Origin of the sequence: Methylobacterium currus (assembly GCF_003058325.1) — a bacterium.
Taxonomy (GTDB): Bacteria; Pseudomonadota; Alphaproteobacteria; order Rhizobiales; family Beijerinckiaceae; genus Methylobacterium; species Methylobacterium currus.
Genome location: NZ_CP028843.1, coordinates 3,958,842 through 3,978,270 on the forward strand (window position 1 = coordinate 3,958,842; position 19,429 = coordinate 3,978,270).

The window sequence follows — 19,429 nt, forward strand, 5'->3', positions numbered from 1 at the left end:
AGGATACTTGGTCGAACAACTATGCCCACTTCGCTGTAATTTTTAACAATTCCAATCTGATTCGGAAGATAGCCAGGAGTGGACTGCCGGCGAAAGCCGGCTCTCGCAAATGAGGGTGCGAACGTCGGAACATCTAGCTTGATTATTACATCGGGCCCAACCGGCTGAAGCCGTTCCACTGAAGACGATTAGATTGCAGTCACGACAATCTTGGAGGGTAAACAAAAATTATTATATCAATACAGAGCGACTGCCAATCCTGAACCATCGCTCGACATTGTCAAAATCATTGCATCATTACCGTCCTCCAGGAGATCCAGGCCCGTTATATGTTTCTCTCGACTTTCATAACGCGACGGGAAGCCGCGGTGATTTCGACGGCTCTCCGCGCCACAATCGGGGTCGGAGAATTTACGTCTCCCAATTGCCAAAGCGGCCGCCGTCAGCCATCACGAAACCGTGACTGATAGCTAATTTTTCTAGGGAGTATCCATGACCGGTCAGAACGCCCTGTCAGGCACGCGGCAGATCGATCGCACAGTCGCTATTGTTTCGGCCTACGTGGCGAACAATCACGTTCACTCCGGCAATCTGACGGCCCTGATCGAGTCCGTGCATGCCGCCCTCGGCAATATCGGCCTGCCTGAAGCGAAGCCGGAGCAGGGTCCTGACAAGGCCACACCTGCCCAGATCAGAAAATCGATCACGCGTGACGGGCTAACGAGCTTTATCGATGGCAAGATCTACAAGACGCTCAAGCGCCATATTGCCGGGCATGGTCTCAATCCCCAATCGTACCGCGAACGCTACGGCCTACCGCACGACTATCCCATGGTTTCTGTGAGCTACTCCGAAACGCGCTCGGCTCTCGCCAGGCAGAACGGTCTAGGTCGCAAGCCGGAACCCTCCGACGCCTCCGACGCTGAGACTGACAGTGCGCCAGTGCCGGGGAAAATTGGGGCAGGCAAGCGGACGAAAGCTGCCTGAAAGCGGTTGAGACAGCCCGCTAAACGTCAGCGGGCTTTTGACGCTCAGCTCATCTCCGTTGAGACTTACTCCGAGATCAGCTCCTTGATCCGGTTGGCGAGCGCAGCGACGGCGAACGGCTTGGTCATCACGGCCATGCCGGGGTCGAGATGGCCGCGGTTGATGGCGGCGTTCTCGGCGTACCGGATAATGAACAGCACCTTCATGCCGGCTCGCAGCTCACGGGCGGCGTCAGCGATCTGCCGCATGTCCATCCCGCCCGGCAGGCCGACACCAGTGACCAGCAGGTCGATGCGGACTTTCGACTGAACAAGCTTGAGGGCCGAGGGATCGTCCTGGTCCTCGAGCGCATGATAGCCAAGCTCGCTCAGGACCTCCGACACCAGCATGCGGACCTAGGCTCGTCATCGACGATGAGAACGGTCTGGCCGCCCTCGGGGCATTCTGGAAGGGGAGGCACCATCTCCTGATCGTCGACATCCTCGCCGAGATGCCGGGGCATGTAGATGCACACCATCGTGCCTCGTCTGACTTCGGAGTAGATGCGCACCTGCCCACCCGACTGCCCTGTTATGGGGCGGACAGGGCCTCGGCGACGAGGAGATACCCGACCCGCAAGGGTGCTGACTTCCGCCAGGGTCTCAACGGTCGAGACGCTTTGGATCGCTTGGACTTTCCGGGGACGTTGGACGGTTACAGCCGAACTGACCGGTGAACGCGGACAGACGACTTGGCCCGAGATCGATTGGGCCGCGACGGAGGACGCCGTGAAGCGATTGCAGGGCCGCATCTTCCGTGCCGCGGCAGCCGGGAAGGCTCGGCAGGTCAAGAACCTGCAGAAGCTCCTGGTTCGCTCCACATCCGCAAAACGGCTCGCGGTCCGCCGGGTGACCCAGCAGAACGCGGGCCGTGAAACGCCCGGCATCGACGGCGTGGTGTGCAGGACGCCCGAGAGCCGGATGAGGTTGGCCGATCACGGCCTCGGCCAGAGGGGCTAACCCGACTTACGACTTCAACGATGCCGCGCTGCCTTACGGGGCGGACTTCCACGTCACCATCGTGCGCCACCGGCTGCCGCTGGCCTAACGCCGTTTGAAGAGGGAGAGGGCGAATGATGAGGTCATGGATCTTCGCGGCGGTCGCCGTGGCGGCGTTGGCGCAGCCGGCGCACGCCGAGTTCAAGCTCGGCTGGGCAGGGCCGCTCACCGGCGGTAGCGCCGCCGTCGGCGTTCAGAACCGCAATGGTGTGCAACAAGCTGTAGATGACCTCAACGCGGCGGGCGGCATCCTCGGCGAGAAGATCGCCGTGCAGTTCGAGGACGACGCGGGTGATCCGAAGCAGGCTGTCTCCGTTGCCAACCGCTTGATGACCGACCGCATCAAGTTCGTGATCGGCCACCAGAACTCAGGCGCCTCAATCCCAGCCTCTGAAGTCTACGCCGAGTCAGTCGCGCTCCAGGTCACGCCGGCCTCGACCAACCCCGAGTTCACGGACCGCGGTCTCTGGAACACGTTCCGCATCTGACGGCGCGACGACCAACAGGGCACGGTCGCGGGCAACTACCTCGTGAAGAACTTCACTGGCAAGAAGGTCTTCATCGTCCACGATAAGACGCCGTACGGGCGGGGCCTTGCCGATGAGGTGAAGAAGGCGATCAATAAGGGCGGCCTGCGCGAGGTCGCGTTCGAGGGCATCAACGTCGGCGAGAAGGACTATTCGGCGCTCGCCTCGAAGATCAAGAGCCTCGGCGCCGACGTAGTCTACTTCGGCGGCGTCTACACCGAGGGCGGTCTGATCCTGCGTCAGATGCGCGATCAAGCGATTAACACTCCGATGATCGGCGGCGACGCAATGTATGCGAGCGAGTTCGCCTCGATCGCCGGGCCGGCTGGCGAGGGCGTCGGTGGCGCGAGCGGGTCGAGCGGTCCGGCGAACAGGCGGTCAAACTTCGCGTAATTGGCCCCGAACACGTTGTGGAAACCCGGCAGCGGCGTCCACTCGGCCTCACCGCGTATCAGCAACTGCTGCTGGTCGTTGAGGTTGCGGTAGGGCGTCAGCCGGTAGGGAAAGCCGCCATCGGCTTGGTCGAGATAGGCGCTGTCGGAGAAGCGCAGCACGTAGTTCAGGCGAAAGGTATCGGTGAGCTGCGCGCCGAGCTTGGTCGAAACCGTCTTGATGTCTGAAGGCGGTGCGCAGCGGCACGCCGACCGGCAGGAGCTCGAACGGTGTCACCGGCAGCGCGGCTTGGCGCAGGTGCTGCACGGAGAACGAATAATCGAAGATGCCCTCGGAGCCGGAGATGCGGCCGCCCTGGTTACCGGTGCCGTAGGAGCCGCCCTCGACGAAGGCAGTTGCCCGGGCTGGGCCCTCGCCGCGCTTTGTCACGAGCGAGATGACGCCGCCGATGGCGTCGGCCCCGTAGAGGCCCCTCTGGAGGCCGCGCCGCACCTGCAGTCGGGAGAGATCCTCGGTCTGAAGCTGGCTGAAATCGAAGGAGCGGTTTGGCGTTGAGGGGTCGTTGACGTCGATGCCGTCGATCAGGACCTTGACGTGGTTGGAGTTGGTACCGCGGATGAACACCGAGGTTTGGCCGCCTGCGCCGCCGGTCTGGACGACGTTGAGGCCCGCCACTTGCCGGAGAGCGTCTGGCGCGGTGCGAACCTACTGGGCCTGAAGCAGGTCGGAGGTGAGTACGGTGACGCTCGACCCGGTCTGTGTGACCGGCGTGGGCACGCCGGTGGCCGACACCGAGATCTCGGCGAGCGGGATGACAGCCTCCCCGCCTCGTGACGCGTCCGCAAATGGGGCGGCGACCTGCTGGGCGTGTGCTGCTGGCGCCGCAAGCAGTGCCTGACCGGCGCAGGAGAGCGCCAGCGCGCTCAGGCGAGCGCGGTGAAGGGAATGGGGCACGGGAGATAAGCCTCGGGCAACGGCAGTGGCACGTCACCGCGAACGAGGCCTCGGGTCACCGCCTCCACGCAGGATTGGCGGACCTTCGACACCCGCCAGGACACCCCGCCCAGCGCGTTTCGCGTGTGACCACGACTGACGGCAGGTCTCCTGGCTCGCGGGTCGCTGCCCTCTCACCGTCTTCCCGGGCGAGGCTGCCCAGTGACATGGTGGCGGAAGGCTCGCCGCTTACAGTTGCGGGGGCAGCCACGGCATCGGGTTCATCACCCTCACCGCGTTCCCTTTTGATCCCCAAGGGGCGCCGTCACGGCCAGCTAAGCGACGCGGAGACGCACGGTCAATCGCTTCGCTGCAACGCTTCGAAATATTCGCGAGGCCAGTACACGGCTGTTCCACGCGGAGAGCGTGGCCCGACAGTCGAGAGGGGCGCCGTCTCGCAACAGCGCCCTCACCGAGCGGGTTCGAGCCGGTCGTACCCCTTGGCGCGGTAGATGATGACCGAGGCGATCCACGCCACGACGAAGATGCCGACGACGGCGAAGCCGGCCTCGCCCAAATTGTCGTTGAGCGTGCTCACCGCTTGCCACAGTCCGCCTGTGAGCCCGAGCTTGTCGCCGATCAGGCCGAGGGCCTCCAGGCCGCCGATGAACAGCGCGACCGTCGCGGAGGCCGCCGTGATAGTCAGGTTGTACCAGAGCTTGCGAACCGGGTTCGCCAGCGCCCAACCGTAGGCGCCGGTCATCAGCACGCTGTCGGTCGTGTCCAGGAGCGTCATGCCCGCGGTGAACAGCGCCGGGAAGATCAGGATCGCCCAGAACGACAGGCCCTGCGTGGCCTGCGTCGCCGAGATCCCGAGCAGGGCGACCTCGGTCGCGGTGTCGAAGCCCAACCCGAAGAGGAAGCCGATCGGGTACATGTGCCATGAGCGCGAGACCACCCCGAAGACCCGGCGGAACAGGCGCGCCAGCAGCCCCCGTCCGGACAGGAGGGTGTTCAGGTCTTCGTCTACGATCTTGCCGCCTCGCCGCACCCGGGAGAACGCAGCCCAGACGCCTCGCAGGATGAACAGGTTGGCGATGCCGACGACGAGCAGGAACGTCGCCGAGACCGCGGTACCGATCACGCCGCCGAGGTCGTGGAACTGGTCGAAGCTGTCCTTCATCGCCGCGGCCGTCACGGCGATCAGGCCCGAGGCCAGGATGACGATGGTGGAGTGGCCGAGAGAGAAGAAGAAGCCGACCGAGTGGGGCTTCCGACCCTCCTGCATGAGCTTGCGCACCACGTTGTCGATGGCCGCGATGTGGTCTGCGTCGAAGGCGTGGCGCAGTCCGAAGCTGTAGGCGAGGAAAGCGGTCGAGAGCAGGACGGGCTGATGAGCGAAGGTCGCGAAGGCCGCTGCCCAGGCCGCGATGTTGGCGGCGATCAGGACGGCGTAGACGAGCCCGACCTTGACCCTGAGACGGGCAGGCTGATCGTCGAAGGGGTTGGGCAGCAAGGGTCCGCTCCAGATGGTAGGGCTCGTCTCAGCCAGGAATGCCCGTCAGAACCGCCCCGCCAGGGTCAGGCGTACGGCGGTCGGCTCGACCGGGTGGAAGTGTCGGTCGGCAACGGCGGCCGCTTCTCCGGGCAGACGGGACTCGTAGTAGTAGGTGATCTGGTCGGCCCGGGCGTTCGTCAGGTTGAGCACATCGAGGGCGAGGCTCACGCCGTTGTCGAAGGCGTAGCCGATCCGGCCGTTGAGCAGGGCGGTCGGCTTCGAGCGCACCGAGTTGTCCTCGATCAGGGGCCGGGGACCGAAGTACCGGAAGCGCAAGCTACCGAACCAACCCTGGCCCTTGCCGAAGGTGACGCCCGCCGAGGCGATGGTGGTCGGTGCCTCCGGCACGCGCTGGCCGACGGGGTCGCGGTCGGAGAAGCGCGCGTTGGTGATCGTCAGGTCGCCCTCCAACCGCAGCCAAGGGGTGAGCGCGTAGTGGTTGCTCCACTCGATGCCGAAACGGCGGGTCGGCCGGCTCGGCTCGGTGGTGCCGGTGTCGCCCTGGAAAAGGTTCTCGGATGCGAAATCGAGCCGGAACAGGGCGAGGCTCGTCTCCAGTCCGGCGATGGAGCGGTTGCGGATCCCAACCTCGTAGCCGGTCGAGGGGACCAGGAAGGGCGAGCGGCTGATGTTGAACAGCGGGCTTGCCGGATCGACCGTCGCGGTGACGCCGCGGGCGTCGTTCGAGTGGAAACCACCGCCGTAGTTCAGGTAAATCTCCGTATCCGCCCACGGCCCGAACACCACCCCGAGCTTCGGGTTGACGATGCCGTCGCGAGCCCGGCCCGAATTTGCCGCGGTGTCGGAGCGGACATCGGCGTAGTACCCGTCGGCCCGGAAGCCGACGCTGGTGCGCAACCAGTCGGTCCAGCGCACCCGGTTCTCGTAGTAGAAGGCGGCGCTCGCTTCCAGCACTCGGTCGTCGAGCACCGTCGAGCGGTACTGCCGGGCGGTGGTGTTGAACAGGCCGACCCGGATGTCGTCGGTGCGGGTCTGGACGCCGATCTCGTTCTCCATCGGCAACCCGAACAGGTCGCCTTGGAAGACCCTGGAGATCTCACCGCCGCCGAGCACCCGGGCATCACGCTGGCGGAACTGGTCACCGTTGACGGGGTCGTTGAGGAAGTAGGTGAAGTTGTTCCAGAGGTTCATCTGGTAGCGGATCACGTAGGCCGAGGCCCGGGTGATGCCGCCCGCGCCCGACTGGCTCCAGCGCCCGGAGAGCGAGAAGCGCCCGGTATCGCCGCCGTCGGTGGGATCCAGCGTGCCGTAGCGGCCGATGATGCCCTCCGCCACCGCCCGCTCGGGGATCTGGTTTGTGGCGTTCCACTTAGACCAGTAGGCCATGCCGGTGACTGCGAACCCGTCGGTCGCGGTGCCCTGGCTGTAGCGGGCGACGCCGTTGAGCTTGCGCAGGGCATCGGGCACGACCCACGGCCCGTCATAGGTCTGCGCCTCGCCCGCCACCAGGAGGTTGCCCGTACCGAGCGGCACGGAGGCGGCGGAGAGCCCGCGCTTGAAGCCGAAGCTGCCCAGCGTGGTCAGCGCGATGTTGCGGTCGAGCTTGTCGAGGTAGTCGATCCGCACCGACCCTGCCGAGGCAAAGTCGCCGTCGCGGACGAAGTACGGGCCCTTGTGGAACTCGACCGCCCCAACGAGTTCCGGAATGAGGAAGTTGAGGTCGGCGTAGCCCTGGCCGTGGGCGTGCGTGCGCATGTTAACCGGCATGCCGTCGACGTGGATGGCGATGTCGGTGCCGTGGTCGAGGTTGAAGCCGCGGAGGAAGAACTGGTTGGCTTTGCCCTCGCCGGAATGCTGGGTGACGATCAGGCCCGGCACCTCCTCCAGCACTTCGCCCGGGCGGGTGACCGGGCGGCTGTTGAGCTGCGCGCCCGAGATGATCCCGGCGCTGGCGGAATTGACGGTCATGAGGGCGCCACCGATGCCCGTGACACCGCCGACATAGCCGGCGCTGGCGGACGCGGCGCCGGACGGCACGGGCGTAGGGGCCGCGACCTCGATCTCGTCGAGGCGGATCTCGCCCGCAGCCTCCTGGGCGTCGGCAGGAGGAGCCACGAAAGTGGCGACGCAGGTGAAGAACGTTGAAGCGAGCGACAGGCGGGAAGGGGACACGGTCGAGACCTGGGTAACGGCAGTGGCACGTCACCGCGAACAAGGCCGCCCGGATCCCGAAGACCCGTGCCGACACCCGCCAGGACACCCCGCCCGACGCGCTTCGCGCGTGACCACGACTGACGGCAGGTCTCCTGGCTCGCGGGTCGCTGCCCTCTCACCGTCTTCCCGAGCGAGGCTGCCCAGTGACATGGTGGCGGAAGGCTCACCGCTTACAGTTGCGGGGGCAGCCACGGTCTCGGTGCTTGCAGCACCTCACCGCGTTCCCTTTTGATCCCCGAAGGGAACCGTCGAGCCATTGGTATTTCAGGGTCCTGAGTCGAGTCAACGAGATCGGAGGCAGGAGTCCTGCGGCCTTCGTGCCGGGGCGCTGGCGACGGGCCAGCGCCCGACAGATCCGCTCACACAATCCACATTATGGTCAAAACTCTTTCGACTTGACCGCGCGAAACGCAGATGGTGGTGGAAAACGCTCGTTTTCTCACTGCGAAACGCACATCCGCATTGTGGACCGCGGAGGTCGCAAGCCAAAAATAGTTAGATATTTATGAAGAAGTAATAATTACCTACGGCACTTTCCTGCAATGAAGTTGCAACTTAAGGCTGAAATTGATTATGAGCGTTCAGCGCATAATTTATGATATTTTTACTTACGTTGCGCTACCCCTAGTTGGAGAGAGTATCATACGGCGGACGATATCTTGTCCGGTGCGAGCTGGCGTAAACAAGTGTTAACGAAATTGAACGTGGCCGCGGGAACGTGTGCGCTTGCCCGGGCGCGGGCATTTCAGCGAGACCAGAGCGGCGCGGTCATCATCATCCTCGCTACGGCGCTGCCGGTCCTTGCAATGGCCACACTTGGAGCCGTGGAGGTGGCCGAGGTCTTCTTCACTCGTACAAAGCTACAAACCATCGTGGACACAGCCGCCCTGAAAGGCGCGGCCGAGTTGGGCGTTGATCTCTCTACCGCTACCACCGAGCGGACCAGAGTGTTTGCAGACAACTTGGCCGACCCCATGCGCTTGCGCTGGGCTGTCACCTCGTCCGCAGTGTTGGATCTCAAAGCTTCTGCGATGACGGTCAGTCAAGGCGCAAATCGTCCGTCGTTCTTCCGCAGCCTCCTTCCCCCCGGCGGCTGGAACCTGCACGTCACGGCCAAAGCCATCCGCTACGCCAGCGGTCCCTTATGCGTGCTAGGCATCCAGAGCAGCGGCGGCACGGTTGTCGGTCTCGATAGCAGCGGAGCCTTGAACGCGGCCGGATGCCTCGTGCAGAGCAACAGCGACCTCGCTGCAACGGGGGGCGCATTGGTGACTGCGGGTGATGCGCGTGCCGCAGGCGGTGCGTTCGGCGCGATCAGTCCCAACCCCCTCACCGGCACACGCGTCATGCCGGACCCTTTTGCCGCGTTGAACATCGCGTTCCCGACCGGGTGCGATACGACGAGTATCACCAGCACAACCTATCTGAACCCAGGGCTTCACTGTGGCGACATCGAGTTGTCCGGCAATGAAACCATTACGCTGTCGGCCGGGGAGCATTACTTTACGGGCGGATCGTTGACGATGAGCGGCAACGCACAGATCGTCGGAACCGATGCTGTGGTGTTTCTAAAAGATTTCGCGTCGATCAATCTCAACGGCAATGCCGGTCTGTCTCTGGAAGGGCGCAAGGGAGGGATTTTTGCCGGATTTGCATTGATGACCGATCGTAGCTTTTCAGGAACGATTGAACTCACCGCGAAGAACATCCGTAAAATGTACGGTACGGTTTATCTTCCGAACGCAACACTTTTGATTGGCGGCAACGGCAACAAGGTATCCGATCAATCGCCGTGGACGGTGGTCATCGCCAAGAAGTTACAGGTCACGGACAAGGCCACGCTCTACATCAACAGCAACTACGCGGGCGCATCAGTGCCGGTCCCTCAAGGCGTCGGGCCAAGCACCAAGACGGCCGGCACACGGCTGGCGGAATAAGATCTTTGTGTCCGGTAGTAAGGGATCACTTTCTGATCCAAGCGGACATCCGAGACGCTACCACCGTGGTCTGGATGGGATCGGAGGTCACCCTTCGCACGGTCAAGCTGCTGGGTTCGGCCCTAGAGGTACTTCAGCCAAGCGATTTCGCGCCGTGACGCCTTGAAGCACGAGAACCACGCTGTCGGCAGGTAGAGGGGCACGATCAGCCCAACATACCACAATAACACCCAGGCGTAGTTCGCTACACCGGATAGCAAGCTCTGCGTCGAGCCCCAAATCGCGTGGGCGGCGTGATACAGCGCCCGCAGCACCGTCAGGTTGAGCAGGTAGAAGAACATCGGGGCACCGCCGAACACCGCCAACGCCGTGACGGCTGGAGCAGCGCGCGCCCGCTCCAGGGCGACGAGGAGCAGCGCACCGATCCCAAGCGTCAGCAACAGGAACAGCAGCGAGGGCGGGTACTTCGTCAGCGCGAAGAAGCTCATCGCCGTCCGCAGGGCGCTGCCGTCGACAACGAACCAGGGCTTCTCGCCGTAGCTGTTCGCGAGGCGCAGCAACCCGAAGGCGATCAGCATCATGCAGCCGAGCCCCACAAGACGCCGCTCGCGCGTGCGGACCTCGACCCCGGGCAGGAACCACGGGCCGATCGCGTAGCCGAGCGCGATGACGCCGATCCATGCAAGCACCGGATAGGTCGTCTTCGCGACCAGTCCGAACGGCAGCGCGATTGTGTCGCGGTGGTGCAGCATGGCCCAGACGGGGAACAAGGGCTGATCGGGCTGGAGTTGGATCGGGTCGAGAAGGTTGTGACCGTAGGCGATCAGGAGCCCGATCGCGAGGAGGGCCGAGCGCGGCAGGCCGATCAGCGTCGCGAGGACGATCATGCACACGCCGATGCACCAGATCACCTGAAGCCAGAGGGTCGGACTGGCCACGCCCCAGTACAGTTCGGAGAGGTAGAGGATTTCCAGGGCCATCAGCACGAGACCGCGCTTCACCAGATAGGCGCGTGTCGCCGCCCGCGTGTGCCGGGTGCTGAAGAGGAATGCGGCCACGCCCGTCAGCGCGACGAAGACGGGCGCGCACAGGCTGACCGCGAGGCGGGCCAGATACAGGGCTGGCAGGGCAGTCCTGGCGTCAATCGGATCAGCGACGGGCACGTGCAGGAACCACGTCTCGCGCAGGTGATCGAGGAGCATCAGCACCATCACCAGCCCGCGGAGCGCATCGACGGAGCCGATGCGTTCAGACGTGAGCGGTGCACCTGTCGACGCTGGAAGCGTCACTCGATGCACGCCCATCAGAAGCGGGCCGTCATGCTGACGGTCACGCGCCGAGGCTCGCCGACGCCGACCCAGAACGAGTTGTAGGAGCGCTCGTAGTAGGTTGCGTCGAAGATATTGTCGACGTTCAGCCCAAAGCGCAGGTTCTCGTACCGGTAGTAGACGAGGGCGTCGGCAAGCACGTAGCCCGGCAGCCGGAACCGCTCGTTGCCGCTGTCGCCGAGGCGCGAGCCCACGGCCCGGACGCCGCCACCGATCCCGAAGCCCTTCCAGTCGCCGCCCTGGACCTCATACACGCCGAGCAGGCTGCCCGAGTGGCGCGGGATGTTGAGGAGTGGCGAGCCGACCCGCAGGACCTCGTCGCGCGTCACCGCCGCGTCGATGAAAGCGTAGCCGCCGATCACTCGGAACTCGGGCGTCACCTGCCCGACGAAGCTCAGATCGAAGCCCTGGCTGCGAACGGCACCGGCCGCGATCTGGAAGAAGAAATCCTCGGGATCGGTGGTGAGGACGTTCTCCTTCTCGATGTGGAAGGCCGCGGCCGTCACGCTCAAGCCCGTGAAGAGGTCGAGCTTGGCTCCGACTTCGTAGCCGAAGCCCGTCTCCGGGGCGAAGGGCCTCGTCGCGCTGTCGAAGCCGGTGTTCGGACGGAAGGAGGCAGCCACGTTGCCGTAGAGCGAGAGGAAGGAGAGTGGCTGGTTGACGAACCCGGCGCGCGGCGAGAAGCCGGTGCGGTCCTGCTCTGTGCGTTCCCCGCCGACCTTGTCGCGGAAGGTCTGGTTGTAGAAGTCGGTGCGGTTGCCGAGCAGGAGCTTCCACTCCGGGCTCAGGGCGATCTGGTCCTGCGCGTAGACGGCGGTATTGCCGACGTTCTCGCTGGCGCTGTAGCGGCGCGTGAAGGGCGGCTTGGGCTGGCCGTACACCGGGTTGAACAGGTCGAGAGCGAACGGGTCCAGCCGCGGGGTCGAGCGCAGCAGGTTCTCGGTGCCCGGCTCGGATCCCGCGAACAGGTAGTTCTTGCGCCCGACCGCCACGCAGCGCAGTGCAGCGCCCGCTCGGCCGCGTTGTTGTCGAGGGCGAGACGCCCGTCATCGAAGGCGCGCATGAGCGCCGGCCAGCGCGCCAGCATGTAGCGCAACGCCTTGGCCAGGTCGGACTGGCTCGGGACCTGGGCCAGGCTCGTCTCGGCAAACGCCTTCAGCGCCTCGGCCAGCGGCTTCGAGCGGGTTTGTCGCTCGCGAGTGCGCGCATCGGGCGGCTTGCCGTGCATGTCGCACTAGACCCCGGAGAGCGCCCCGATCCGCTCCAGCGCCTCCACTGCGAGGACCGAGCCCGTCGCGGCGTGCACGTCGATGATCTTGCGGCGCACATGCGCCCAGCATCTCGCCTCGGTCAGGGCGCCGCCGGCACGGGTAGCCTCGTACAGCCCGTTGAAGCCGGCATAGCCGTCGGCCACCAACACGCCGCAGAAGGCCGCTAGGTGGGCGAGCGGGCGCTCGCCCCGACGGTCGGGCGAGGCAAAGAACATAGCTGCTGGCGGACGAACGCCGTCGTGGGGGCGTTCGTTTCGCACATAGGTCCACAGCTGTCCGGTGCTCGCCTTGCCCGTGCCAGGGCCAGCACTAGGATCGACGTGTCATCGCCGTGCAGGACGTCGCAGCCGCCGATCACTTCCCGGCGTAGAAGCTCCGTCAGCGGCTGCAGCGTGGCTGCAATTGCGCTAAGCCAGCCCGAGCGCGTCGAGGTTGCCAGCACAACGCCGTCGCGCGCAGATCTCGTCTTGGCGATACACTTTGAAATCAAGACTCAATCAGGTTCATTAGCTGCCTCGCGAGTCCGTCTCTTGGGCCTTTATGATGAGGATCGATCCAAATTCGGCGAGTCTCGGATAGGCCTGACCCATGTCGTTGATTGCGCCAATGTCCACGCACCCAAACCGGGCAGAGCAGCGGACTATGCTGAGAAATAGTCGCGGCCTTCGGGAGGCCTCTCCGTGCGGTATCTGGCACAAGGCCAATTCTTACGATCCTAAACAGAGAGCGAACCTCATCACTATTATTGCGATTGGCGCCCTCTCGTAAGCACGCGGCACGCCGTACACGATCAGACGGCAGTTGGTTGGCCCACATTGCTGGTGCTGCTGCTGCCTGAAGTGAATTTTCTTGGAAAAGTACTGCTCCGACCATTTTCTCCATCAAGCGGCAAAAATCAGACAATGCCAAGCCGCTTGCCGCGATCAAATCTCGAGTTGATGGTATTTGACCGGCAAGATCATCTAAAGCGCCGCCCAACAACTCATCGTGAACATTCTCCGTTCCCATTTCCCAAACGAGGCGGCGCTTGCACCTCGTGTCCTTTGGTGCCAGCACAACCGAGATGGTGGGATGACGTAGATCGCCAAATCCAACCGCGAGATCGTGCATTTCAGCAACCCCGTTATCTACGAATATCGCTCCCACCTGCACAGATTGTGAAATCATCCAGGAATTCATCGGAAAATCGATATATAGAATTGGAAATTCGCGACAAAGCTCTAACCATTCAGCGATCTCGGGTTCTTCTAGCGCCAATTTCACTAGATGCGGTACTAAATGACGTTCCAATCTCAAATTACGAGTTGATATTGCATTTGTATCGCTGTTATCAACTACAAAATAAGAGCACAGCACCGAGAGGAAGCGTTCCACTTCAGGTAAAATTTCGCCGGTGCGCTGTGCTTCTACTGCCTTCATAGCGCATCGGGATGTGAGGACGCGCATGGCACCCTCCGGTGTCTTCAGATCGTTGGGGAGCCGCAAATTAGCAGTCCGGTAAATTTTACGTTGCAGTTCGCATCGTGTCCATGCGAACCAATCCAACCATGTTACGGTCATTGAAGCACCGCTAAAATCGTACAACTTCAAGCAATCATGTGATGTAATTCCGGATATTGCGTAACACAATTAGCTATATTTTGACGTAAATTGTTTCGGTAGTTAATTTTTGCAGCATGAATCGCTTGTTTGTGTATCAGCACGAAGCGAACCCCTACAATGATTTTTACCCAAAACATTGATGGTGCATTAAATAACTGGCTCCAAGTGGTGTCGCGATCGGCGCCGATCGGGACCCCACTTGAATTAGTATTTCCAATTTAGCTTCAAGGGCTTGCCCCTGATCCAGCCTGGGGTAACGATTGGGTGTTGATCCACAGCAAGACTCCGACGAGGGCGGTCGAGGACGTCAGGATCGGGTAGAGGCGGTCATCGTGCTACTTCTGGGCGTCGCCGTCCGACCGCTCGTAGAAGATGGTGTCGTGGCCCTCGTGCGCGCCGAAGTAGATGTGGATGAGGGCGAGCAGCGTGCTCGACCCGGCGTGGGGCGGCTTGAGCCAGTTGATGCGCCAAGCCCCTTCCCCCTGGAAGGCGGAGGCGACGGCGCGCTGGACGACGTCGAGCTCGACCGGTCGCGGCCAGGGCCCGTTCGGGTTGACTAGGTTGCCCTCGATCCAGTCGGCGATCGGCGCCGGCTCGTTCGGGACGAGCGCCTGCGTCGCCCGCTTTATCCCGTCGAACAGGACCTCGATGCCGGGCGCGGTGAGGTCCTTCAGGACGTCGAGGTCGTTGTCGTCAAAGACGTCCCTATGATGCATCGCGGATGAACTTGGCCTCGGCCTTCTGCGCCTCCCCCAGGGCAGCCCTGCAGGTGCGGGTCGCCGGCTCGTACTACCGGCGGACCTTGTAGTCGGAGAAGCCCGCCATTCCGCGGAAGATGCGGCCCGGGATCGACATCACAGTCTGACGCACGACGCCGTTGGCACGCTCGCTGGCCGCCTCGGCGACGGCCACCGGCGCCACCGGCCCGATGAGCTGGCGGTCTGCGCGAAGTCCTTCTTGGCCCGGATGATTTCCCGGGGTTCGTGATGCCCATCCAGGCCGGGACCCCGTGGCCCCATCCCGCGCTCGGACGGCTCGATCCAGCGGCGCCATCAGGCTCTTATGACGCCCCTCGGGCTCAAGGCCCTCCGCCGGGCTTCATCGTGTGAGCCGCCGCCCAGGGCCGTGCCGGGGCCGGGGATGACAGCGAGCCCTGGCTCGACGGGATCTGAGCCTCCCCCGCGGGGCCGGATCAACGCCGGGCCCGCCCTGCATCGAAACGATACCGAAGCCGTGTTCGGTTGCATCAGGCGTAATTCATGAGCAATTACAACGAGGGTCCCAAGCTGCCATCCTCCGGAGCCGAGGCGATCGCCACCCTGGGGGCAGGCGATGTACGGCTCAAGGGGGCAGGCCGAGCTCGCGGCGCAGCGCCAGGTCGCCCGGATCGAGTGGGTCCTCGCGCAGCAGGAGCCCCCGGCCGCCTAGGGCACCCGGCGGATCAGGACGGCCCGGCCGTTCGCCGGGCAGCCCTCAAGCCAGATCTGGAAGTAGGGCGAGAGGCCCCTCGTCGCGAGGACGAACCTGCCGGGCAGCGCCGGATCCGCGAACCGCCCCTCGACGAAGCCGTCCTCGACCGGCGCGACGCCCCGGTACGTGAAGAGCTCGACCGGCCGCCGCGGGTCACTCCCGTCAAGGCACGCCAGGCTCCACCGCACGCCCCCTGGCCCGGGCTCCCACCGCAGGCTCGCCGTCCGGCCTTGGTTGTCGGAGAGCTTGGTCGTGAAGGCGGCCTCGACGGGGACGGCCGCCCCGGCGAGGAGGGCGGCCGCAAGGATGAGATGGCGCATCTTCAGATCTCCAGGATGAGAGCTGGATCGAAGGATGGGTTCTCCAGCTCGGAGACCCACGTTCCGTCGCGCTTGCGGTGCGACGTGTCGTGCCCGCGGGGGTTCGCGATGACCCGCGTCCGGCCGATCTGGTAGTCGCGCGAGGCGTGGATATGCCCGTGGACCCAGAGATCCGGCGCGTGCGGCCTTTCCAGGATCGAGCTCAGATCTGAGCCATACGCCGCATCGATCATCTCCCTGACCTCGCCATGGAGGAGCGACCTAGCGTGAGGCGCGTGATGCGAGACGACGACCCGGGTCCCGTCCCATGGCTCGGCCAGGGCGCGCTCGACCCTTGCGCGGTGCTGCCGGTGGAGCTCCTCAGCCGCGGCCGGCCGGAACGGCGCCGGGACCCCGCGGGCATCCCTTGTCTGGATCAGCCTGTGATCTCGCATCCCGGCCTGGCGATCTCCAGCAATAGAACGCGCCATGGCCAGGTGACCCGTTATCCGGTAGTCAGTCCACAAGGTCGCCCCGATGATCTTAGTTCCCTCAAAATTAAAGGATTGTCCGCAGTCGAGCATGCGAATACCTGCGATGATCGAGGCTTCGCGCGCGGCCGCGATCTCATCCGGGTATCGGGTCCGCCAGAAGTCATGATTGCCCGGGACGTAGACGACCTCCCGCGCCCTCGGGACGACGTGCTCTCGCAGCCATGGGATGGATCGCTTCGTCAGGCCATCGGCGACGTCGCCGGCACAGATCGCCAGGTCACATGCCAGCCCCTCGGGCGGCGTCCAGGGCGTCGCGTCCGTGTGCAGGTCGCTGAAAATCCAGATCTTCACAGCCGCCTCCCTCGATCCACGCCAACCCATCCGCCTCGAACCAGACCGCCGCCGCGGCGGTGACGACCCTCCCTCCCGCCCGGAACCCGGGCTCATCCAGCTGGTACCGGAGCCGCACCGCGCCCGGCGGCCGGGCCCCCTCCGCCACCTCGCCGCTGGCCCACGCATGGACGTCGCGGGCCCCGGTCCGGAGGCAGCGCAGCCGCCCCGCCTCCGACGCCCTGAGCGTCACGCCGGCCAGCGTGATCTCCTGGACGTGCCCCACGACCCGCCCGCCGACCCGCACCGACCAGCAGCGCCGCACCCGGTTCCGGTAGATCTCAACGGATCGAGGGGACGGCATGTCGACTGCACACGCACCGATCCCACCCCCTGAGAGACTGTATCGCTCCTGGAGCGCCGCAATCCTCGCAGATATATCCTGACAATCTATCAACGCAACTCGTGTATTCCTCCACTTCTTGATGAAATTCCACAGAGGCAATATCCCACCTCAAAGTGCCGTACTTGTCCTTCAGATCATGTGTCCGCATGTCGTTGCAGGTGTTCACGGCGGAGAGGTGGTTCGCGGCCGATGCGATTAGCCAGATCCAGCCGTTGCCGACTTCGGGCTCGAAGGGGAACAGCTGCGGCATTCCGGACGTCAGCCGCTGCTTCCAGTCCAGGGGGCACAGCGGCCGCCCGCTCGCCCAGCGGTGCGCGAGCGTCCGGGCGAGGGCATCGAGGACGGCCGCCGGCCGGAGGTGATCGAATTCGGGATCCGGCGCGAGCCGCTTGCCCTTGATAGGGCGCCACTGCACGACGGGGCCGCTCCAAGAAGGAACGACGCTTGTGACAGTAAAGCTCCTGTTGAAGTCATGCTCATGGATGGCGTCTGCCCCAATCCTGTAGAACTCATCCACGATCATCTTGGTCCTCCGCAGGCAGAGGGAGGAAGCAAAAGGCCAGAGCTTCCACTTCACGGGCGAGCTGCAGGGCCAGGGTGGGCTCGATCCGCCCGGCGGAGGCGAGACGGCCGAGGCGCACGACCCTGGCGCGGCAGCCCCTGCCGACGAGGCTGCAGATCCGGCGGGCTTCCCACGCGGTCTGGATCCTGGACGCGATGATGTGCAGGTCGGTGTGCATGGCATCCCCCTTCAGTTCGGCATCGACCTGGCGAAGGCCTCGCGGCCCGAGATCACTGCCTCGACGAGCCGGCGCAGGGGCCGCAGGCTGCCCCCCTTCCACCGGTCGGAGAGGAGGTCGAGCTCCTGGCCATCGAGGTCCGGCAACCACGCCTCGGCGAGCCCGCGCTCCCGGCGGAGATCCGCGAGGATCCTGCCGGCGACGATGGGCAGGTCCTCGGCCCGTGGCATTGGCCACCGGATCGGCGGGGCCCGGTCGAGGAGCGGCCGGGACAGCCCCGCGAGGTCGTTCGCCGTGAGGATGTAGGAGACTCCGCTGAGGTCGACTTCGCACTCCAGGGCGGGATCGAAGATGCGGCGAGCCGTTGAGCTCCGTTCCAGGAAGGCAAGGAGCGTCTCGTCGAGGCGCCCGTGCCGCCTGTCATGCGTCCCCTTCTCCACTTCATCGACGATGATCCCCACGCTCGCGGCCTGAGCACGGAGCAAAGCTTGGAGCGACACGCCCAAGCGCCAGGTGCTCCACTGCCTGGACGTCCCCGAGAACGTGCCGCCGTCCGCGACGCCGGCGCCGGAGTACAGCGTCGAGGTCAGCCCGGCCGCCTCGAAGGCCGCCCTGGCCCACGAGGTCTTGCCGCCACCGGCGCCGCCGACGAGGATGCGGGGCGGCAGGGCCGCGAAGGTCGCGCCGACGAGCGCGTTGGCGTAGAGCTCATTGACCTCTTGCGCCCACGGGAACTCCGCGTTCAGCCTTGCCGCAAAGGCGGCAGGGTTCGGCGGCGGCGCGAGTGGAAGCGCCTTTCCCGCGAACGGCTCGGCCAGGGCCCGAGGGCTATCCCCGCGCTCGACCGCGTACTTCGACGGCTTTGGGAGGTGATCCACGTAAGTGATGACGACGCGCGACAGAGCCGGCCGGGTGGGCGGAGGAGCCTGAGGCGCAGGCTCGCTCGCCGCAGCGAGGTACTCGCCCAGCGAAGGCATCTCCTCCAACCCAGGCAGGTCGTCGACCTCGGGCGTGGCTCCTCCCTGCGCCCCGGCGCCGCCGCGCAAGATGGCATCCTCGTCGGCGATCATCCGCTCGGCCTTGGCGATGACTGCGAATGCGCGGGCAAACGAGAGCGCCTGCAAATCGAATGCGGTCAGCCGGTCGAACAGAGGCCGGGGCGTATACTCGACGTCGCGGAGATCCTCCTGAGCGTCGCTCGCCCACAGCAGGGCCGCCCGCAGCGCGAGCCAGCCCCGGCCGAGGTCATTGCCGCGCAGGTGCAGCCAGGCGACATCGAGCGACCGGGCGCTGATCCGCGCGGCCGCTTCCGCGCTGCCGAAGGCGGCCGCGTAGTAGGGCATGATCTGCGCGGCGTCGTAGAGCGGAGTGGCGAGATGCTCGGGCGCCCCCTTCTTCTCGCAGGCGACGAGCAGCGCCCGCTCGGCCCGCAGTGCGGTCGCGGCGGTCGGCTTCGTGAGCGCCGCTTGAATGGCGAGCCGACACTCGCGCGGGAGGTCCTCGCGCCTGACGAGCGGATCCAGCCGGGCGTGCTGGTCGGACCGGGCGTCCCACATGAGATCTTCGCCGCCGAACTGACGCTGCTGCAGCGTGAGGGGCGACCGGGGCTCGCGGGGGCCGCAGATCGGGGACGGGTCGAGGAGCAAGGCGCGGATCTGCGACGCCTGCGTGAAGCCGGTGTTCGTCATCGGGGAAGTGCTCTCTGAAAACGGGACGCGCGTGAGCACGCCGAGCGAGGGGCTCAGGCGGCGGTGGCGGGTTTCTTCCGTTTCGAGAGGGCAATCATGGCGGGGGCTTCCCGTTCAAGGAGGAGCTCAGGTTGCCGGGTCCCCGGCGCCCCTGCAAGCGGCCTCTTCCGGTCTGGTGAACTTTTCCCTGGCCGGATTGCCGAAACTCCAGGACACCCCGAATCAGGTGATAGCCGAACGAGTGTCCCGCGTTC

The 19,429-nt window shown here is 64.8% G+C and carries 16 protein-coding genes, 4 pseudogenes and 2 riboswitches; of the genes and pseudogenes, 4 read left to right on the plus strand and 16 right to left on the minus strand.

The window, feature by feature from the left end; translation table 11 throughout:
* The first annotated feature begins 492 nt into the window (after positions 1 to 492).
* A complete protein-coding gene (locus tag DA075_RS18470; RefSeq protein ID WP_099954452.1) occupies positions 493 to 987 on the plus strand; it encodes a Ros/MucR family transcriptional regulator in 495 nt (164 codons plus the stop codon).
* 65 nt (positions 988 to 1,052) lie between these two features.
* Here DA075_RS18470 and DA075_RS37570 read toward each other — a convergent pair.
* Positions 1,053 to 1,552 (minus strand): annotated as a pseudogene (locus DA075_RS37570) (response regulator); the annotation flags it as partial.
* Between the two features lie 7 nt (positions 1,553 to 1,559).
* On the opposite strand from DA075_RS37570, the gene DA075_RS38170 reads away from it, so the two are divergent.
* Positions 1,560 to 1,985: a reverse transcriptase N-terminal domain-containing protein gene (locus DA075_RS38170; protein ID WP_099954454.1), complete on the plus strand. Its 426-nt coding sequence runs from the start codon at positions 1,560 to 1,562 to the stop codon at positions 1,983 to 1,985.
* A gap of 116 nt (positions 1,986 to 2,101) precedes the next feature.
* A pseudogene (locus tag DA075_RS18485) lies at positions 2,102 to 2,944 on the plus strand (branched-chain amino acid ABC transporter substrate-binding protein).
* Here the strand turns inward: DA075_RS18485 and DA075_RS38780 are convergent.
* From DA075_RS38780 to DA075_RS18500, 3 genes and pseudogenes are all read right to left on the minus strand, one after another.
* Positions 2,881 to 3,898, minus strand: a pseudogene (locus tag DA075_RS38780) (TonB-dependent receptor); the annotation flags it as partial. The pseudogenes DA075_RS18485 and DA075_RS38780 sit on opposite strands and share 64 nt — an antisense overlap.
* A 123-nt stretch (positions 3,899 to 4,021) precedes the next feature.
* A riboswitch (cobalamin riboswitch) is annotated at positions 4,022 to 4,219 on the minus strand.
* 127 nt (positions 4,220 to 4,346) lie between these two features.
* Positions 4,347 to 5,393: a HoxN/HupN/NixA family nickel/cobalt transporter gene (locus DA075_RS18495; protein WP_099954455.1), complete on the minus strand. Its 1,047-nt coding sequence runs from the start codon at positions 5,391 to 5,393 to the stop codon at positions 4,347 to 4,349.
* A 45-nt stretch (positions 5,394 to 5,438) separates the two neighbouring features.
* On the minus strand, positions 5,439 to 7,472 hold the full coding sequence (locus tag DA075_RS18500; RefSeq protein ID WP_413231128.1) for a TonB-dependent receptor: 2,034 nt from the start codon (positions 7,470 to 7,472) through the stop codon (positions 5,439 to 5,441).
* A gap of 203 nt (positions 7,473 to 7,675) precedes the next feature.
* Positions 7,676 to 7,875: riboswitch (cobalamin riboswitch) on the minus strand.
* Between the two features lie 439 nt (positions 7,876 to 8,314).
* Here DA075_RS18500 and DA075_RS18505 point away from each other — a divergent pair.
* Positions 8,315 to 9,547 (plus strand): TadE/TadG family type IV pilus assembly protein, encoded by a 1,233-nt coding sequence (locus DA075_RS18505; RefSeq protein WP_099954456.1) that lies wholly within the window; start codon positions 8,315 to 8,317, stop codon positions 9,545 to 9,547.
* Positions 9,548 to 9,669: 122 nt separating this feature from the next.
* On the opposite strand, the gene DA075_RS18510 is transcribed toward DA075_RS18505, so the two are convergent.
* The 12 genes and pseudogenes from DA075_RS18510 to DA075_RS18565 form a co-directional block, all read right to left on the minus strand.
* Positions 9,670 to 10,851: an acetyltransferase domain-containing protein gene (locus DA075_RS18510; RefSeq protein ID WP_099954457.1), complete on the minus strand. Its 1,182-nt coding sequence runs from the start codon at positions 10,849 to 10,851 to the stop codon at positions 9,670 to 9,672.
* Positions 10,851 to 11,867, minus strand: coding sequence for a TonB-dependent siderophore receptor (locus DA075_RS18515; protein ID WP_244936189.1), 1,017 nt, complete (start codon positions 11,865 to 11,867; stop codon positions 10,851 to 10,853). The genes DA075_RS18510 and DA075_RS18515 overlap by 1 nt, the downstream gene beginning before the upstream one ends.
* Positions 11,868 to 11,932: 65 nt before the next feature.
* Positions 11,933 to 12,588: pseudogene (locus tag DA075_RS37575) on the minus strand (IS66 family transposase); the annotation flags it as partial.
* A gap of 44 nt (positions 12,589 to 12,632) precedes the next feature.
* Positions 12,633 to 13,592: a hypothetical protein gene (locus DA075_RS36035; RefSeq protein WP_123834348.1), complete on the minus strand. Its 960-nt coding sequence runs from the start codon at positions 13,590 to 13,592 to the stop codon at positions 12,633 to 12,635.
* Positions 13,593 to 14,083: 491 nt separating this feature from the next.
* Complete coding sequence (locus tag DA075_RS18535) at positions 14,084 to 14,464, minus strand: hypothetical protein (protein ID WP_099954460.1); 381 nt, start codon at positions 14,462 to 14,464, stop codon at positions 14,084 to 14,086.
* 73 nt (positions 14,465 to 14,537) lie between these two features.
* The gene (locus DA075_RS38175) at positions 14,538 to 14,660 is read right to left on the minus strand and encodes a hypothetical protein (RefSeq protein WP_268926701.1); all 123 of its coding nucleotides are present in this window, start codon (positions 14,658 to 14,660) and stop codon (positions 14,538 to 14,540) included.
* Positions 14,661 to 15,172: 512 nt separating this feature from the next.
* A complete protein-coding gene (locus DA075_RS18540; protein ID WP_099954461.1) occupies positions 15,173 to 15,538 on the minus strand; it encodes a hypothetical protein in 366 nt (121 codons plus the stop codon).
* A 2-nt stretch (positions 15,539 to 15,540) separates the two neighbouring features.
* Complete coding sequence (locus DA075_RS18545) at positions 15,541 to 16,362, minus strand: metallophosphoesterase family protein (protein ID WP_164712390.1); 822 nt, start codon at positions 16,360 to 16,362, stop codon at positions 15,541 to 15,543.
* Positions 16,289 to 16,705: a hypothetical protein gene (locus DA075_RS38785; protein ID WP_459564363.1), complete on the minus strand. Its 417-nt coding sequence runs from the start codon at positions 16,703 to 16,705 to the stop codon at positions 16,289 to 16,291. Before DA075_RS38785 ends, DA075_RS18545 begins: the two co-directional genes overlap by 74 nt.
* The gene (locus tag DA075_RS36660; RefSeq protein ID WP_164712392.1) at positions 16,683 to 17,270 is read right to left on the minus strand and encodes a hypothetical protein; all 588 of its coding nucleotides are present in this window, start codon (positions 17,268 to 17,270) and stop codon (positions 16,683 to 16,685) included. The genes DA075_RS38785 and DA075_RS36660 overlap by 23 nt, the downstream gene beginning before the upstream one ends.
* Positions 17,257 to 17,487 carry a hypothetical protein gene (locus tag DA075_RS18560; protein ID WP_099954464.1) on the minus strand — a complete coding sequence of 77 codons (231 nt, stop codon included), beginning with the start codon at positions 17,485 to 17,487 and terminating at the stop codon, positions 17,257 to 17,259. Before DA075_RS18560 ends, DA075_RS36660 begins: the two co-directional genes overlap by 14 nt.
* An 11-nt stretch (positions 17,488 to 17,498) precedes the next feature.
* Positions 17,499 to 19,175: an AAA family ATPase gene (locus DA075_RS18565; RefSeq protein ID WP_099954465.1), complete on the minus strand. Its 1,677-nt coding sequence runs from the start codon at positions 19,173 to 19,175 to the stop codon at positions 17,499 to 17,501.
* Between the last annotated feature and the right edge of the window lie 254 nt (positions 19,176 to 19,429).